Source organism: Bergeyella anatis, assembly GCF_036016955.1.
Lineage (GTDB): Bacteria > Bacteroidota > Bacteroidia > Flavobacteriales > Weeksellaceae > JAYWXI01.
This window is the reverse complement of sequence record NZ_JAYWXI010000101.1, coordinates 1-567: the sequence shown is the minus strand read 5'-3', so window position 1 is coordinate 567 and position 567 is coordinate 1. Positions and strand designations below refer to the sequence as shown.

1 protein-coding gene is annotated in these 567 nt (G+C 31.6%); it reads left to right on the top strand.

Features of this window, described 5'->3' with window-relative positions; translation table 11 throughout:
* The coding region (locus VQ048_RS12435) for a site-specific integrase (protein ID WP_327611957.1) at positions 1-535 on the top strand (535 nt) is incomplete at its 5' end.
* Positions 536-567: the final 32 nt, after the last annotated feature.

Sequence of the window (567 nt, the reverse complement as noted above, 5' to 3'; positions counted from 1 at the left end):
TGATGATTTTTCTGAAAGAATGAAAAAGCTCATAGAATTAGTTAGGGATTTAGCCCTTTTTAGTTGTTTTACAGGTTTTTCGTATATTGATATATACCAACTTAGTTCTGTCCATTTGCAAGAGTTCTTTGATGGTCATAAGTGGCTCATCAAACGGCGACAAAAATCAAAAATACCTTGTAATGTCCGAGTATTGGAAATTCCAGAAATGATTTTAAAGAAGTATGAAGGCTTAGGAAAAAATGGTGCATTACTTCCCGTACCGAGTAATAGTACCTGTAATAAATATCTCAAAATAATTATGAATGAATGTGGAATTTTTCGAGATAAACCCATTACCTTCCATTGGGCAAGACATAGCTTTGCCACCTTGATGCTGACTGAAGATATTCCAATAGAAAGTATCAGTAAAATGCTTGGACATAAACATATTCATACCACAGAAATTTATGCAAAAATTACAAATACAAAGATTAGTAAAGATATGGAGTTAGCTTCACAAAAGTTGCAGAATTTATCTTTGAGTTATACTTAAAAATGATGTGTTTTATTCTTAGTAGCACATTA